The sequence below is a fragment of the Rhodanobacter sp. ANJX3 genome (assembly GCF_014200755.1).
GTDB lineage: Bacteria > Pseudomonadota > Gammaproteobacteria > Xanthomonadales > Rhodanobacteraceae > Rhodanobacter.
The window spans coordinates 41,449-56,680 of record NZ_JACHCM010000001.1 but is presented as its reverse complement, the minus strand read 5'-3'; the positions used below and the strand labels follow the sequence as shown (position 1 = coordinate 56,680).

12 protein-coding genes, 1 tRNA gene and 2 pseudogenes are annotated in these 15,232 nt (G+C 57.3%); 9 read left to right on the top strand and 6 right to left on the bottom strand.

What is annotated here, in order from left to right:
- Window positions 1–177: 177 nt before the first annotated feature.
- The 7 genes and pseudogenes from HDE76_RS00230 to HDE76_RS00205 all read left to right on the top strand — a co-directional run.
- Window positions 178–546, top strand: a complete 369-nt coding sequence (locus tag HDE76_RS00230) for a hypothetical protein (RefSeq protein ID WP_184504668.1) — start codon at window positions 178–180, stop codon at window positions 544–546.
- A gap of 129 nt (window positions 547–675) precedes the next feature.
- Complete coding sequence (locus HDE76_RS00225; RefSeq protein WP_184504666.1) at window positions 676–1,704, top strand: agmatine deiminase family protein; 1,029 nt, start codon at window positions 676–678, stop codon at window positions 1,702–1,704.
- Between the two features lie 111 nt (window positions 1,705–1,815).
- Window positions 1,816–2,706, top strand: coding sequence for a carbon-nitrogen hydrolase (locus HDE76_RS00220; protein ID WP_184504664.1), 891 nt, complete (start codon window positions 1,816–1,818; stop codon window positions 2,704–2,706).
- A 79-nt stretch (window positions 2,707–2,785) separates the two neighbouring features.
- Entirely contained in the window at window positions 2,786–4,033 is a 1,248-nt protein-coding gene (locus HDE76_RS00215) for a TraB/GumN family protein (RefSeq protein ID WP_184504662.1), read from the top strand.
- Window positions 4,034–4,131: 98 nt separating this feature from the next.
- Window positions 4,132–4,218 (top strand) — tRNA-Leu (locus HDE76_RS00210).
- 94 nt (window positions 4,219–4,312) lie between these two features.
- Window positions 4,313–4,441 (top strand): hypothetical protein, encoded by a 129-nt coding sequence (locus tag HDE76_RS20630; RefSeq protein ID WP_255481363.1) that lies wholly within the window; start codon window positions 4,313–4,315, stop codon window positions 4,439–4,441.
- A 218-nt stretch (window positions 4,442–4,659) separates the two neighbouring features.
- Window positions 4,660–5,104, top strand: a pseudogene (locus HDE76_RS00205) (transposase); the annotation flags it as partial.
- A gap of 14 nt (window positions 5,105–5,118) precedes the next feature.
- On the opposite strand, the pseudogene HDE76_RS00200 reads toward HDE76_RS00205, so the two are convergent.
- Window positions 5,119–6,225 (bottom strand): annotated as a pseudogene (locus HDE76_RS00200) (IS3 family transposase).
- A gap of 127 nt (window positions 6,226–6,352) precedes the next feature.
- On the opposite strand from HDE76_RS00200, the gene HDE76_RS00195 reads away from it, so the two are divergent.
- The gene (locus HDE76_RS00195; protein WP_184504656.1) at window positions 6,353–6,925 is read left to right on the top strand and encodes a hypothetical protein; all 573 of its coding nucleotides are present in this window, start codon (window positions 6,353–6,355) and stop codon (window positions 6,923–6,925) included.
- A gap of 207 nt (window positions 6,926–7,132) precedes the next feature.
- Here the strand turns inward: HDE76_RS00195 and HDE76_RS00190 are convergent, their stop codons facing one another.
- From HDE76_RS00190 to HDE76_RS00175, 4 genes are all read right to left on the bottom strand, one after another.
- Window positions 7,133–7,891, bottom strand: coding sequence for a hypothetical protein (locus tag HDE76_RS00190; protein ID WP_184504654.1), 759 nt, complete (start codon window positions 7,889–7,891; stop codon window positions 7,133–7,135).
- A 98-nt stretch (window positions 7,892–7,989) separates the two neighbouring features.
- Entirely contained in the window at window positions 7,990–8,457 is a 468-nt protein-coding gene (locus tag HDE76_RS00185; RefSeq protein ID WP_184504652.1) for a hypothetical protein, read from the bottom strand.
- Window positions 8,458–8,509: 52 nt separating this feature from the next.
- Entirely contained in the window at window positions 8,510–10,249 is a 1,740-nt protein-coding gene (herA, locus tag HDE76_RS00180) for an anti-phage-associated helicase HerA (protein WP_184504650.1), read from the bottom strand.
- Window positions 10,246–11,487 (bottom strand): SIR2 family anti-phage-associated protein, encoded by a 1,242-nt coding sequence (locus tag HDE76_RS00175; RefSeq protein WP_184504648.1) that lies wholly within the window; start codon window positions 11,485–11,487, stop codon window positions 10,246–10,248. The genes herA and HDE76_RS00175 overlap by 4 nt, the downstream gene beginning before the upstream one ends.
- 194 nt (window positions 11,488–11,681) lie before the next feature.
- Between HDE76_RS00175 and HDE76_RS00170 the strand changes: the two genes are divergently transcribed.
- Window positions 11,682–12,392 (top strand): hypothetical protein, encoded by a 711-nt coding sequence (locus HDE76_RS00170; RefSeq protein ID WP_184504646.1) that lies wholly within the window; start codon window positions 11,682–11,684, stop codon window positions 12,390–12,392.
- Window positions 12,393–12,968: 576 nt separating this feature from the next.
- On the opposite strand, the gene HDE76_RS00165 is transcribed toward HDE76_RS00170, so the two are convergent.
- On the bottom strand, window positions 12,969–14,507 hold the full coding sequence (locus HDE76_RS00165; RefSeq protein WP_184504644.1) for a hypothetical protein: 1,539 nt from the start codon (window positions 14,505–14,507) through the stop codon (window positions 12,969–12,971).
- Window positions 14,508–15,232: the final 725 nt, after the last annotated feature.

Genomic DNA, 15,232 nt, shown 5'->3' with positions numbered 1-15,232 from the left:
ATCAAGGTATTCTTGCCCTGAGTGAGCATAGCGCCGGTGTCAGGGGCGTGCCGATCGGGCATCGTTCATCCGAATCGGCATGGCGCACGCGCGCTGGTTTTGCTACAACATTGCGGCATACAGTCTTGCGTGCATACGTCTTGCACGCGCACAGTCTTGTTAGGGATAGGGGGAGCCATGGTCAAGTTCATTTGCCGTTTGCCGGTCGTCATCGCGCTGGCAGCCATCGGCAGTTTCGCCGCCTCGTCGGGCGTCAGCGCTTCGCCACAGACGCAAACACATGGCGACAACCTGCTGATCCACCGCGTGCAGCAGGAAAACGGCATGAACCTGCCGCGTCGCGGCATGAGCATGGCCCAGGTAGAAAGGACCTACGGCGCGCCGCAGAGCAAGCTGTCACCTCGCGGCGGCGACAGCAGCAAGCATCCGGTGATCAACCGCTGGGATTACGCGAATTTCATCGTGTATTTCGAGCGCAGCCACGTGATCCACTCGGTGCTGAACACGCCGGCGGGCAACAACACCAATCCTGCCGCCGTCAACTGAGTTCCGTCCTTCAGAAACGCGGCCCGTGGCGACGCGGGCCGCGTTTTCTATGCGTGTTTTATATGCAGGTAAGAACGGCGTCGTAGAATGGGCGGCTGAAGCCACTATCGATCTTAGGGAATCCCTCGCATGACCGACCACACCTTGCGCCTGCCGGCGGAATGGGAGCCGCAGTCCGCGGTGCTGATCGCCTGGCCGCATGTCGGCACCGACTGGGCCGATCGCCTGGCCAGCGTCGAAACCACCTATATTGCGCTGGCCGCCGCCGTCGTGCGCTTTCAGTCGCTGATCATCGTGGTGCCGGATGCGGCGCTGCATGCGCACGTCGAAGCACTGCTGCGCGAGCATGGCGTGGACCTCACGCGCGTGCGCTTTGTCGAACTGCCTTACGACGACACCTGGCTGCGCGATTCCGGCCCGATCACGCTGACCACCAGCGACGACCGCTATCAGCTCACCGATTTTCGTTTCACCGGCTGGGGCGGCAAGTTCGGCTCGGAACAGGACGATGCCCTGGTCGCCGGGCTATTCCGCGCGGGTCTGTTCGGCAAAGGCGCCAGTCATCGGCGCATCGACTGGGCGTTGGAAGGCGGCGCGATCGAGAGCGACGGCGAAGGCACGGTGCTCACCACCTGGCGCTGCCTGGTGCAGCGTCATCCCGAACAGACACGCGAAGAAATGAGCGCCATCCTACGCGATGGCCTGCAGGCCGACCGCGTGCTTTGGCTGGACTATGGCTATCTCGAAGGCGACGACACCGACGCGCATATCGACACCCTCGCCCGCTTCGCGCCCGGCGACCGCATCGTGTTCCAGGCCTGCGACGACGCCAGCGATCCCCATCACGACGAGCTGCAGCGCATGGCCGGCGAACTGGCCGCACTGCGCACCCGCGACGGCCACCCGTATCAGCTGTATCCGCTGCCGTGGGCGCAGCCGATTCTCGACGAAGGCCGCCGGCTGGCGGCTTCCTACGCCAACTACCTGATCCTCAATGGTGCCGTGCTGGTGCCGGCATACGGCGACAAAGCCGACGACGAAGCCGCGCGCATCATCGGCAGCGCTCATCCCGGACGCGAGGTCGTGCAGGTGCCGTGCCGCGCGCTGATCTGGCAGAACGGCAGCCTGCATTGCATCACCATGCAGCTGCCGGGTTGAAGTCCTGAGCGCAAAGCAGTCGCCGGGACGGTAGCGAAACGGCTTGAGATTTCCCGCATCGGCTAAACTTGACGGCTAGCCACGTAAAAGCTGTCGCCCGAGGACTGAGCCATGACCCGCAAGACCCTGAAGGTCGCCCTGCTGCAAGACGCCCATCGCGGCAGCCGCGAGGCGAATCTCGACGCGATCGAGGCCGGTCTGCGCGAGGCCGCTGCGGCGGGCGTCGAGCTGGTGCTGCTGCAGGAGCTGCATAATGGACCGTATTTTTGCCAGCGCGAATCGGTGGAAGAATTCGATCAGGCCGAAACCATTCCCGGCCCCGGCACCGAGCGCATCGGCAAGCTGGCCGACGAACTGCAGCTGGTGATCGTGGCGTCACTGTTCGAAAAACGCGCCACCGGCCTGTATCACAACACCGCTGTGGTGTTCGATCGTTCGGCGGCGATCGCCGGTAAGTATCGCAAGATGCACATCCCCGACGATCCGGCCTTCTACGAAAAGTTCTACTTCACGCCGGGCGATCTCGGTTTCGAACCGATCGCCACCTCCGTCGGCAAACTCGGCGTGCTGGTGTGCTGGGATCAGTGGTACCCCGAAGCCGCGCGCCTGATGGCGCTGGCCGGCGCCGACCTGCTGCTCTATCCCACCGCCATCGGCTGGGATCTGAACGACGAGCAGGCCGAAAAAGATCGCCAGCGCGACGCCTGGATCACGGTGCAGCGAGGCCACGCGGTGGCCAACGGCCTGCCGCTGCTAGCCTGCAACCGCACCGGCCACGAGTCCGATCCGTCCCACGTCGGCAGCGGCATCACCTTCTGGGGCAGCAGTTTTGTCGCCGGCCCGCAGGGCGAGTTTCTGGCGCAGGCCGAAACGCAGGGCCGCGCGCTGCTCATCGTCGATATCGATCTGGCGCGCAGCGAGCACGTGCGGCGCATCTGGCCGTTCCTGCGCGATCGCCGCATCGACGCCTATGGCGACCTGCTCAAGCGCTTCCGCGATTGACCCACACGTTGACCTTGCTTGTTCCCTGCTACGGTCATCCCCATGACTGCCCTGACCCCACGACCGGCGCGCTGATCGCATGAGTTTTCCCGAAACCCGTTCTCCCGACACCGACAGCGCCTTGCTCCCCGAACTGCAAGGCCAGCCGATCGAACGCGTGCAGCGCGACGGCGTGGAATACGTGGTGCTGGGCACCGCCCACGTGTCGAAGGTCAGCGTGAATGCGGTGGACGCGCTGCTTGCAAACGAGCCTTTCGACGCCGTCGCAATCGAACTGTGCGACAGCCGCGCGCAGAGCATGCGCGATCCGGAAGCGTTCAAGCAGATGGACCTGTTCAAGGTCATTCGCCAGGGCAAGGCCGGCATGGTCGCCGCCAGTCTGGTGCTTTCCACCTTCCAGAAGCGCTTGGCCGATCAGTCCGGCATCCAGCCCGGCGCCGAAATGAAAGCCGCGATGGACGGCGCGGATCGACGCGGCCTGCCGCTGTGGCTGGTCGATCGCGAAGTCGGCACCACGCTGAAACGCGCGTGGCACAGCGTCGGCTTCTGGCAGCGCTTCGGCCTGCTCGGCGGGCTGCTGGCCAGCGTGTTCGAGCGCGAGGCGATCGAGCAGGAAGAAATCGAAAAGCTGAAACAGGGCGACCTGCTGGAAAGCGCCTTCTGCGAATTCGCCAGCGAATCCAAGCCGCTCTATCAAAGCCTGATCGGCGAACGCGACGCCTTCATGGCCGCGCGCCTGCGCGAAGAAGCCACGCGCTCGGCGACCGCCGAAGCACGCCGCGTGCTCGTCGTTATCGGCGCCGGCCATCTCAAAGGTCTGACCGGACTACTGCGCGAACAGCAGGACGATCCCGCCACCATCGTCGCCACGCTCGCCAGCACACCGCCCAAGGCGCGCTGGCCCAAATGGGTGGCCGTGATTCTGGTGCTGGCCGTGTTCGCCGCCATCGGCTACGCCTTCCATCGCAACACGGCGCTGGGCGCGCAGGCGCTGCGCGACTGGGTGCTCTATACCGCCGGCTTCTCCGCACTCGGCGCGCTGATCGCCGGCGGTCACCCGCTGAGCATTCTCGCCGCCGCCATCGCCGGACCGATCAAGCCGTTTCGACCGGGCATCCCTTCCGGCGGCATCAGTGCCATGGCCGAAGCCTGGGTGCGCCGCCCGCGCGTGGTCGACTTCGACACCTTGCGCGACGATATCGGCCACTGGAGCGGCTGGTGGAAAAACCGCGTCGCCCGCACCCTGCTGAACTTCTTCTTGGTCAGCCTCGGCACCATCATCGGCGAATACACCGCCGGCATTCACATCTTCAAAAGCCTGCTCTGAAGGTTGGCACTGACGCGTCAGCCTCTGCCGACGCGTTCACGCATGCTACGATTCGCACCGCCTGCCGCCCCTGGCGCAGCGCCACAAACGCACCATCAGCCCGGATGGCGAAACTGGTAGACGCAAGGGACTTAAAATCCCTCGACCTCACGGTCTTGCGGGTTCGATTCCCGCTCCGGGCACCAACGTTTACAAGAGTTTTGCGCAAGAATATAAGGGAAACGGATTTCCGCTCGGCTCCGGCTCGGATCCCCCTGTGATGAAAGGACTCTCACCATCGTGTCCAAACACATCCCTGCCATCACCGACGAAATTCTGCACCGCGAAGCCGGCATGCTCGCCGATGAGGCGTTGGTTTTGCCGCAGGAGATCATGATACTGGCCGGTCTGAGTAACGTCAGCCTATAAAGAACGCATGCGCTTGCGTCCGCCTAAGCCTCCCATTCCAGAGCCGAGGGACAAGCCCTGTCAAGCGGCTTGGTATCCATTGGCGAAGTGCCGCGCTACCGCAAATGGGCCGCAAAAGAACAACGGTTGAATGTCGCCACCGGTCTTCGCCGGGGCGTGAGCCGCCCAGGGAATCGTAGGCACTTCCAGCCTATGATTTGAGCATAGGATGGATTCCCATGAGCACGCCACGATTTATCCCGGAATTTAAAGAAGAAGCCGTTCCGGAAATCATTGATCGCAAGTATTTCGTCGCCGAAGTGTCCGCACAATTGGGCGCATCGGCGCACAGCCTTTACCAGTGGGTCAAGGCCGTCGCTCCCGACAAGAGCGAGAAGCAAGCACGTGAATTACTTGAAGCCAAGAGCGAGCTGTTACGACTGCGTGCTCAGTTGCGCCGTGTCGAGGAGGAACTCGACATCCTAAAAAGGCCGCACGGTACTTTGCCAAGGAACCCGAATGAAGTACCGTTTTATCAACGATCACTGGCATGAATTCTGGATTGCCGCGATGTGTCGCGTGCTGAGTGTGACGCGCGATGGCTTCTATCAATTGGTGCATAAGCCGATGTCCGACCGGGACATCGAAGACCAGCGTTTGTTAGGCGTCATTCGTGGGTCCTATCGACGTCCCCCCGCCTAGAGTAGCGGGTCCGTTTGGAGTCCGGGGTTACTTTAACTGCTTGGCGTAGGCGGCGGGTGTCAGTCCGCCCAGCGCCTTCTTCGGTCGCTCCTCGTTGTATTCGCGTCGCCAACGTTCGATCTCGGTGCGGGCGTGCAGCAGGCTGGGAAACCAGTGTTCGTTGAGACACTCATCGCGCAGGCCTCCGTTGAACGATTCGATGTAAGCGTTCTGGTTCGGCTTACCCGGTTCGATCAGGCGTAACTGCACGCCACGCTCGTGGGCCCAGGCAACCATCGCCTTGCCGCAGAACTCTTTGCCGTTGTCAGTGCGAATCGTCCTGGGAAGGCCGCGACTGTGGGCCAGGCGATCCAGCACGCGCGTTACGCCCATACCGCAGATCGCCCGCTCCACTTCGATGCCGACCGATTCATGCGTAGCGTCATCAACGATGGTCAGGCACTTCAACACGCGGGCGTTGGCCGTGCGATCGAAGACGAAATCCATCGACCACACCTCGTTGGCCGCCGACGGGCGCAGCAGCGGTTGCCGCTCGCCGATCGGCACCTTTTTGCGCTTGCGCCGACGCACCTGAAGCCGTTCTTCCCGATACAGCCGCTCCACACGCTTGTAGTTCACCAGCGCGCCTTCCTGTCGAAGCTTCAGATGGATCATGCCCACGCCGTAACGCTTGTGCCGCTGCGCCAGCGCCACGATGCGCTGACGAAGGTCCACGTTGTGATCCGGGCGCGGTGCGTAGCGGTAGGCACTCGCGCTCATGCCCACGACGCGCAACGCGCGTCGCTCGCTCAATCCCTTCTCGATCATCTGGCGCACCAACACGCGTCGGGCCGGTGCGCCTACGGTTTTTTTCGCAGGACGTCCTTGATCACCTCGTTCTCAAGCATCTGCTCGGCGAGCAGTTTCTTCAGCCGGGTGTTCTCGGTCTCCAACTCCTTCAGGCGCTTGGCCTCCGGCACGCTCATGCCGCCGAACTTGCTGCGCCACAGGTAGTAGGAGGCTTCGCTAAAGCCGCGCTGGCGGCACAGTTCCTTGATCGGCAGGCCGGCGTCCGCTTCACGAAGGAAGCCAATGATCTGTTCGTCGGTAAATCGCTTCTTCACGTCCAATCTCCTTCTATGGTGGGATTGGACTCCAAATCATCGTGCTACTCAAAACCGGGGGGACGTCGCTGTCACCGAGACTACGCCCTCCAAATCCGGTGTGAGCCGGGAGGATATGTATAAGAGTTTGGAAGCCGAACTCTTCAAGCGCGAGCTGTCGAACAGCGAAATTTACGACAAGTCGCTATTGGCGTATGCGTCTGGCGGCCTCGGTCTTTCGCTTACCTTTATCAAAGATATCTTCCCGCTAAGCACCGCAACTTATACAAGTTGCCTTGAGGTTTCCTGGATCGCTTGGGCGGTAACGATCGTTATCGTCCTCGGGTCATTTCTGTTGAGCCAGAAAGCGATCACCCTACAGCTAGCTTTGGGCCATCAGTATTACATTCAGAATATCGACGCTGCTTTTGACAAGAAAAACCGATACTCGATTGCAACGAGGTGGGCGAGTTATGCCTCCGGGATTACCTTTCTGGCGGGCGTTATTCTGACCATCATTTTTGTTTGGGTGAACGTTGCCACCAAAGTTTCCATTCCATCAGTTACGGAGACCCTCACTGTGAAAACTCCCACTACTTCCGGGCCGAAACATGCAATGGATGGCGCGCCGATACCGACCATTCAAAAAGTCATACCCGCAAAGCCGGCTCCCGCTCCGGCGCCGCCGGCCAAACCACCAGCACCAACCCCGAAAAAATGATCTCGTCAGGAGGCAACATGTCCAAGGAACCGTTGAACGAAGGCGCACCGATGCCCTCTTTAGTTAGGAAAGGGGCACCTATACCTGCACTTCAAAAAGTGCCAGCCCCCGCGCCAGCGCCTGCTCCAGCGCCCGCCGCACCGGATAAAAATGAAAAATAATGCGCCAAACAGCGATACAGCCTTGCGCTATAGGTCTAGCTAAATCTTATGACATCTTCGTTGTCTTAGACGCGCGCTCTGCTCTGTCAATGAGGTCTACTAAATTTTGATAGCCTTCGCGGAAAATAATGGAGTGAGCGATTGTCCTATCCGGTCCAAATTGGGTAGCGCTAAGCGACACTTGGCCTTCCTTTTTTATAACCCGCTCTTGCACCCGCTCAAATAACAATCCATAAGTTCGCAGTTTTTCGCCCCAAGATCCCAAAGTGTCAATTAGCATGCTTCCAGTGTCGGAAGTTTGGCCATCTTTACTCACTACAGTGCTTTGATGAGCGACGTATTGAAGCTGTCCTTCCAAATGCCTTGCGCCTTCACCCCCGCTTAAGGCTATTGCGCTCCAACGTTTGACAGTTTCGACGACTTCTCTGAGCTCATCGTCATTAAGGTTCTCTGATACGTCTAAAATAGCGTCTTCAATTTTTGTCGGACGACGCTCTTCAAGTATTAACGTGGCCGTTAAAATGCCAATCATTCGAGGGCCGATGTCGCGCGATCTGGCGAAACACACTCGACGGTAAGCTTCAAACAAGGCCTCGCTGTTGTTATCTTTTTTTACCAGTTCACTCAGGGAATGATTGAGCTCATCCTCCGAGAGTTCGTGATCACGCTCGTCTCGGATGGCGTCGACTAGGGCATCGACGAAACGGTGCGAGCGGTAATTTGACCACCTCGCGATCACGTCTGCTTTGATCAGCGATTTTGCCTCGCTGAGAAGTTGCGAAGTTAGGGCACTCAAAACAGGCATGTCATTTCTCCAATCAAATTGAGATGTTTTAAGATGACCAAATCCTGTTCATGAGATATTGATTAACCAGCCCGTGAAGCGCGACTTAGCTTTCGTGTTCATAACTTGGGCCAAGTCGCCCAATCCTCTAAATGACTTGCCATATTTGTTCCGGAACAGATCAGCCGTCCGTCGTCGTGCAAGACCATTCCAAATTGTCGGTATCCTCCGGCCGCTGGAGTGCCAATAGAATTGTTCCGAACATGGGCTCGAAGAACGGACCGATCCATTACTAGAAAATTCCAAACTCCAGCTTTTCTCAAGACGAATATGAAGTGAAGCTCGGGCGTTTGCGCATTTTGAATTGCGGTCTCTCGGACGCGAAATTGATAGGCGCGTGACGTTTTTTGCGCTTTACCGAGCGCCGTCTTCACTTGGAGCCGCCACATCGCTCCAGAAGCGTCGTTGACGACAAATACATCATCGCCTTTATCAATTTCCGGCATGGCTGCGTTGTAGCCGCGAAGGCAGAATTCGCCCATGACTGCCAAGTGTCCTGCTTTTCCTATGTATTGAGTGCCTGGCATCTCGATTTTTTCCTCGGTTAATTAGAGCAACACTTGAGAGATCGGAGCAAAATTAGTCAGTCGGCATATTCCACTGATCAAAGGCGGCATCTTGTGACCTAGGCAAAGGGTTCGCCGCCGACGCCCTCATGAGCGCTGGCATTTGTAAACTACCGCCAAAGGCGACAGCAGTCTGCCTCGGCAGTCCGGCTATACGTCGCACCTCTCTCTTGTCGGCCCACTCGCTCGCGGCCTGCACAGCGGCCAAATCTTTTTCGGAGGTGAGCCGAAACGAGATCCAGTTGTTGCACTGCGACAACACAGTTGGAGAAACTTCTGAGGGCCGCTGGGTGCTCAACCACAGAGCCAACCCGAACTTCCGCCCCTCCTTAGCCAAACGCTCGTAAGCCAGTGAGCTCGCAATCGCTTCGTCGCCTGATCCCGTGGGCCGCAAGTAATGGTGTGCCTCTTCGAGAACCAACATCGTTGGAATTTTATTTTCCTGGCCTCTGTTGAAAAGCTCGTAGGCATAAAGCTCCAACAACGCGCCCAACACGAACGGCGTCAAATCATGAGCGACACGGCGCAGATCAATGATGTGGACCCGCCATTCCACTTCCGCACCCCCGAAAACTTTTTCCACCAACGCTTTTGATTCTCGCCTCCAGCTCAGCGGCCCGCCGGCTCCTGGCCCGCCTTCAACATCCACCACCGCGCTGAACATGGGATCTTCGACGAACCGGCTGACGCGTGTGATCAATGGCGCGACATTGCCGTAGTTGAATGCGTTTCGCTCGGTCGTGCCACGAGCGGGAGCAAGCGCGTGGCTTTCGGCGATGAGTGCCGAAAGCGCCGCCATAGGTGGCCACGCGTCAGCGGAGGGCGCATTGTTTTCACGTAGACGCTTCATTCGATCGGCAGCGATGGGAGCCCCATCGGCTCGGCAGTCGTCAAAAAGTGTTGCGTTGGCATCGTCCGCAAGCCCGACGCCATGCTGATCGCCGAACCACCTCACTTTGTCCAAATGCTCAATGGCAAAGGTAAGCGCCGGCCGCTGGGTCTTTTCGCTGGGAATGAGAAGCCGCTGTAAACCTTGGCGACCCAAGGCGTAGTAAGGAAGACGCAGGCTGTCCGGTCCCTCTCCACCCAACCGCGTGACCTTGATCGCGGCGGGGGGCAGCGTGGCGGCATCAAATGCGTCTTCATATTCTCCATTGATGTCGAACACCACAATCCGCGCGCCAGGAAATTGGACAATCTGCTGCAAAATCGCTGCGGTGAAACAGGTTTTGCCTTGCCCCGAGCTACCCAGCACCGCCACATGCCGGCTGATGAGTTCTTCAAGCCCAACCATCAGCGGGACACCGCCGCGAAGGTCATCGCCTAAATGGATTGGCGCATCCAACGCCCGATGGCTGCCCAGCACCGCTGCCAGTTCTTGGTCAACCAACGGAAAAACCTCCGCTCCCAGGGGCGGGGTCGACAAAGAGTCTGAGACAAAATCGAACTGCCCCTTCTGCTTTGAAAGGCGACCGACTATCAGTCCCCTGATATGTCGTAACGGTTCATTAGACGGCAAAGCCCGACCGCTGGCGCGATGTGCTTCCTTGGGTTCGGCGAAGGTGAGCGATAAGACTTTCATGATCAGCAGACGGCTGCCGGCATCGACCGCGAGCAAACTGCCAATATCCGTGACGGTAGAGACACCCTGCCCGTGAGCCGCTAAGTGGCCGCGATGCATATCAAGCAAATTCAGCGTCACCTCGACGCCGTCAACCTCAACGACATAGCCGATGGCGGCGCGGCTTCTCATAGTGGCAGCCCAAGGTCGTCTTCAGCTGGTTGGATTTGATCGTCTCTGAGGCGTCGCTCCAAATCTCTCAAATCTTCGTCATAGATCGTTGGTTCAGGCAAATCTCTCGCCAAGGCATCCAAATAAGCCTCTTGGCCGCCGCCCACAATGGTGATCCGTGGACTTTCTAGCGCCAGCAGTCGCCTGACGGCAACGGGCAGGCCTTCTTGATTTTCGAGGTCGATAAACTCGGGTAGGTAGATCACAATCTGCAGTGTGGGGTTCAGCAGCGCGGAGCTCAGCAGACGATTGATGTGTTCATCGCCAAATCCATACCCGGCAACAACAATGCAGGACTGTGGCCGCGTCAGAAACTCCGCGAAACGGCGGAGCAATTCGCCCAAAACGAAACCGATTGTTTGCATGTATTTCGCGGCGCTGGGAAGCACCAGCGCACCTAGGACATCGGTCTCTTTCTCCAAAAACGCGCGAAGTTCAGGCCATGCCCCTGCGGCCTGTTGTTCGTAATACTGCCCCCCATGCTCTTTCCAGGTCAGTGACCCATGCAGTTTGGCGAGGTAGATGTTGTAAACGCCAAAGCGTGCCTCGCCAAGCGCCTGTGTATTTCGAAATCCAAGGTCAAAGCTTTGAGGAGAAAAGCGTCGGGTATGCGTTCCAACGAACCCGTTGGAAACCGCCATGTCAATCGATTCGGCGGCCCACTCAATGGCAAGATCGTAGTTGGTGGTGAAAACCCAAGGCGCAGCTTGGCCAGGTTGCCGCGCCGCGGTGATTTTCTGAAGGATCGTTCGGTGGTGACGCAGTCCGGGCTCGTCGTAACCAACGCCGGAGACAGATCGCCACCATTCGGATTGTAAAAGAGCTGCTTTCACGACAGCTCGGTGTAAGCAGGCCCTTGCAGAAACTCCCTCGTCCAATTTCTCGTCTGCAACCCTCGTCCATTCAGCAATGGCTATGCCCAAACTGTCCGCCAGAACTTCAATGTTGGGAGTTGTGTTTCCGTCCGGGGCGCCATCCCCATCCAGGACGAACCCTTGTTCAAAGAGCCAATAGGCGGCCTCCGGCTCATCATTGATGAACTGCTCCCACAGATCTTTGACCACCTTGCCACCGGCGGAAACCGAGGCCCCAGCGCCCAGAAGAAGACCCACGTTTTCTAATCGAAGAAGATTGGCGAGGTGAGCGCGAAGAGCCAGCTCGCTCGCGATTTTCGAACTGCCGCGATATGCAATACCCATTCCCTGTTCGCTCCAAGTGGCCTATCCCCTAGCTTTCGCCGCCAACATTCGCCCCCTAAGCATAGGCCTAACCAGTGTTATCCAACATCTAGCCACTGTCACCCCGGATGCTGATAGAGGATATTTTCAGAGCCGGCGACTGGCGTTTCGGAAAGTCGAGACGCGAACCTTTTTGATATTAACAGGAAGAAACAATGTTCCATCCACTCTGGTCTTCAATCTTCGCGTTTTGGAACTCGGACCATTTCTGGGACGGAATTACGGCTCTCAGCACCACAGCCGCAGCGATATTTACTGCGGCTATGGCGCGGCTAACATTTCGCGCAATACGCGAGGGTCAAGGGCAGCGGCTTGATGCAAACCAACACTTTGCTGAGACACGCAGACAAGACGAGCAACACCATGAAGACAGCTACCGCCCTTTGCTGGCTTTAGTCCCGCTCTATGACATCAGCGGTGTTAGACAAAGCGAGTTGATGAAGACAACAAGCAGGGACAGCGGCTACGTGTTTACAGTGTTCTGCGGCATTCGTAACTTAGGCCCGGGACCCGCACTAAACGTGCGCGTGACAGTGCGGGCATCCGACTTAGCTGGCAACGTTGCAAGCCGCGAACTTTCAGCGATGAAAGCGGGCGATCGTGGTCCCGAGAGAAGATACTTCGAGATCCCGGTCATTCTGACCGACAGCTTCAACACCAATGATTTGGCGTCAACCCCATCCGGTTTGTGGACTTTGCTGCTCGATTACGAAGACATATTTGGGAATGCCTTCCACACTGTTCATTCAAAAAGCGCCGCAGAGCCATGGACGCGCGTTGGTAAGGGCCCATCCCCCCAGCCGCCAAAAATCCCCGTTCCCATTTTCGAGTCCGCTTCAGGCGATTCTCGGGAGGCGTTTCCTTAGCTCAACAACTGTCGCATCCGCAGAAAAGATCTGGTATCCATCGTTGGCACCGGAAGCGAAACAGGAATATGACAGCAGCAACCGAGGCGGTCGCTATTCGGCCGATGAAGAGCGGTATCAACGTGGACGAGAGCGCCTTGCGCGGGGTGACTTTCAAGCCCATGAGAAGTGCAAGCCAAAGGTGGAGGAGAGGTTACATAACTGGACTAGCGCGCTGGTCGGGATCCAGCTATGAGGAATGTGCCCCTACCCTGCTCCAAAGTCGTAGGCCGACTCACGTCTCACACGATCAATAGCGCGCAGTGTCTCCATGGCCGCCTTCATCATCTGAAAGCCGGTCTCCCCTTTAAAGTCCGTCTCGAAGGTGCCGTCTTCTCTCATAGACACAAGACAACTCCATGCGATGGGAGACAGGTTTTTGCTGTTGGTCGAACCTTTCGGATTCCACGTAACTCTCGCCATCGTTCGCCCCTTTCGTCTGAGTGATGGAAACGTCATTTAAATCAACTCGCCAAAGTGAAAAACGGCAGCCTCCCAAACGGCCACTGCTGACGAGCAAACTTCAAGCTCAGACGGTTATGCACAGTCGAGCATTCGCTGCGATCCTGTATTGGGCCCAATCACGACATGATTTTTTAGTTTTTCGTCTCGCAGGAAACGATCTAAAAAGGCATGCAGCCCACCATCAGATTTCACCACCGCGGACTTCATCAGACGAATGTCGTCGAAGCTGCAATTCAATCTTTCACCAAATGATTCGCACTTCATTTCGGCAATAGAGGCGCACACCAGAACATGCTCTCCAACAGGAACGTAGCAAACAAATGCCACAGTGACTGGGTCAGAAGTTTCCGGCTTTACCTCAGACCTAGCCGAATAGGTCCACGACGTAAGTTGGCCTGAGACAATTTCGTCGATGAATTCAAACCAGTCCTTATGTTCCAAAATGTTACGCCACGACAGTTCGACGTTTGGCCTCCATGCTGCGCGCTGAGCAATCCGGTCAAGAACAGCAGATATGTCGCATGCTCGCTCCACGGCCTCAAAATCAAGGCCTGCGGCAGACCCATCTAGCCTCATTTCGTTGTCTAGAGACTTTGTCTGAAAGGTTAACTCAATCGAAGTTTTGGGTTGCTGCAGGGTCTTCATGGCCGACCAGAACTTCTGCCACTCATGTGGGGTGGCAATCTTGTTGGGCAGGTCAAACGAAAGGCTCAGCTGATCGAGACTCTCCGCGACCAGCATCAGATCGAACAACTTCAGATGCACTCGCATCTTTTGCCCAAAGGGTGGCGGCAAAAGGTAAACGTCGCCATCAAAGACAAGTGGGGATCCATCCACGGGGCGGAACGTAACCGTGCACTTGTCGAATGGCTGAGGCTTAAGGGAGAGCACCGCTGATTCTGGCCCTGCTGTAACTTCGCTCAGGCCGAACCGCGTGTGGGTGATCTCCATGGCACCCACCTCTACACGTCCCTCATGTCCCAGAAACATCTTCTCAAAGTCATTTTGAAGCTCCGGGGCAAGCGTGAAGGTGCCTGCAAAAGGACGCTCCTCGTAGCCCAAGCTTTTCATTTGCGCTTGCTTGCGCATTACGTATGAATGAAAGTCCGACCCAACGTGGCTCGTAAGGGCGGACTTCATATCACGTCCGGAGATGCCGATTTTCGTGTCAGGCGTCAGTGGGAAAGTGATTGTCTTCTTCGCGAGTGAACCGCCTTCATTGATACTCGCCTCTCTCAGCCGCTTTAGGACAGGTGCCAGCCGATCATCCAGCATTGGCAAGACATGGAGCGCAGTTACCTCAAAAGCCTCGTTTACCCGAAGAGCAACGACGAAAGACGGTCCAGAGTCCTTGGCCAAGCGCTCTGCCATATCTAGGCGAAGGCGAATCGCGTTCTTTTTATGACCAACCGTTTTGACCTGAATCAAACACCTATGGGCGCCAGGCCGATGATCCAACGTGATCCCCGGGGAAGAGCCCATCTCAAAATCCAGCGTAAAGTCCCAGCCTGCACGGTCCCAATCCGATTTGTTGAACGTAAGGCCTTCCTCCGCACACCAGCCTCCAAATTTTTGCTCTCCCAACTTTCCCAAAGCGTCCGAACTGATCATGGTCTGTGGTGCCAATGCGATTGAAGTGAGTGAAATGGTGCTGTCAAGACCGACCAAAGGATGATGTGCGGATCGCAAATGATCATAGGTTGGTTAAACGCAACCAGCGACGTTACAGGCGGTAAAAGACCAGACATTCCGACGAAATTCGAGATTTCGAGCTCAGGCTAGGGAGAGCCCACATAATGGCTTACTCCGTCGACAAACCACTGACACTGATGGCTCCTGGTGCATGTGAGTGCGATCGGTTGACTTGCAGCGACAAAACACAAGTAAAAATATCCCAGCAAAGCGGGAGCCGTGCCCAACCAGAACTTCGAGTTGTTTCGCCAAGTCCGCCAAATGTGTTTACTTTTGGATGGCTCTCGAAAATGCTTTGGCATCAGGCGCCGGTTATTGAACCAAATTGCAAGTAGAAAAACGACAGATAATGCGGCATTGATGGAAGGCGTTTTGGTCGTCAGACATGTCAACCCCAAAGGAAAACCGAGAACACCCAATGTTGCGTTGAGAAAATCGGACCAGTGCTGTTCCGACCGTTGACGTTCTTGCAGCTCTAGATGCTCTTGGCTGTTTGAGAAATTGCGGCGTTTGTAACTTTGCTTCATTGGTCGCTCCCCTTGAGTAAGATGGATTATCGGCAGCGCGTGGCGGGACTCAAGGAGACAACGGTGAGTTCCCCCTCCTTCCCTCTCCGTTGCATCGCTCTGATGTCATCAGCTTGG

What these genes read in the sequence shown, in the direction of transcription:
- HDE76_RS00175 (WP_184504648.1), bottom strand. Translation starts at nt 11,487, where the DNA reads ATGGGTATTGCATATCGCGGCAGTTCGAAAATCGCGAGCGAGCTGGCT.
- HDE76_RS00225 (WP_184504666.1), top strand. Translation starts at nt 676, where the DNA reads ATGACCGACCACACCTTGCGCCTGCCGGCGGAATGGGAGCCGCAGTCC.
- HDE76_RS00215 (WP_184504662.1), top strand. Translation starts at nt 2,786, where the DNA reads ATGAGTTTTCCCGAAACCCGTTCTCCCGACACCGACAGCGCCTTGCTC.
- HDE76_RS00170 (WP_184504646.1), top strand. Translation starts at nt 11,682, where the DNA reads ATGTTCCATCCACTCTGGTCTTCAATCTTCGCGTTTTGGAACTCGGAC.
- HDE76_RS00165 (WP_184504644.1), bottom strand. Translation starts at nt 14,507, where the DNA reads ATGATCAGTTCGGACGCTTTGGGAAAGTTGGGAGAGCAAAAATTTGGA.
- HDE76_RS00220 (WP_184504664.1), top strand. Translation starts at nt 1,816, where the DNA reads ATGACCCGCAAGACCCTGAAGGTCGCCCTGCTGCAAGACGCCCATCGC.
- herA (WP_184504650.1), bottom strand. Translation starts at nt 10,249, where the DNA reads ATGAGAAGCCGCGCCGCCATCGGCTATGTCGTTGAGGTTGACGGCGTC.
- HDE76_RS00230 (WP_184504668.1), top strand. Translation starts at nt 178, where the DNA reads ATGGTCAAGTTCATTTGCCGTTTGCCGGTCGTCATCGCGCTGGCAGCC.
- HDE76_RS00190 (WP_184504654.1), bottom strand. Translation starts at nt 7,891, where the DNA reads ATGCCTGTTTTGAGTGCCCTAACTTCGCAACTTCTCAGCGAGGCAAAA.
- HDE76_RS00185 (WP_184504652.1), bottom strand. Translation starts at nt 8,457, where the DNA reads ATGCCAGGCACTCAATACATAGGAAAAGCAGGACACTTGGCAGTCATG.